The following is a 275-nucleotide window of genomic DNA, read 5'->3' as shown; positions in this document are numbered from 1 at the left end:
TGGTGGATGCCTTGGCGATCACAGGCGATGAAGGACGCGGTAGCCTGCGAAAAGCTCCGGGGAGCTGGCAAACGAGCTTTGATCCGGAGATGTCCGAATGGGGAAACCCACTCCTAATGGAGTATCCATGACTGAATCCATAGGTCATGTGAAGCGAACGCGGTGAACTGAAACATCTAAGTAACCGCAGGAAAAGAAATCAACCGAGATTCCCAAAGTAGTGGCGAGCGAAATGGGATCAGCCTGTACTCTTTATTCTCATTGTTAGTCGAACG

The 275-nt window shown here is 50.5% G+C and carries 1 rRNA gene; it reads left to right on the top strand.

What is annotated here, in order from left to right:
• A 23S ribosomal RNA gene (locus AB3X94_RS42115) occupies positions 1-275 on the top strand; the annotation flags it as partial.

The sequence above is a fragment of the Paraburkholderia sp. BR10923 genome, assembly GCF_040948765.1.
GTDB classification, from domain to species: domain Bacteria; phylum Pseudomonadota; class Gammaproteobacteria; order Burkholderiales; family Burkholderiaceae; genus Paraburkholderia; species Paraburkholderia youngii.
This window is presented reverse-complemented; position numbering and strand designations above follow the sequence as displayed.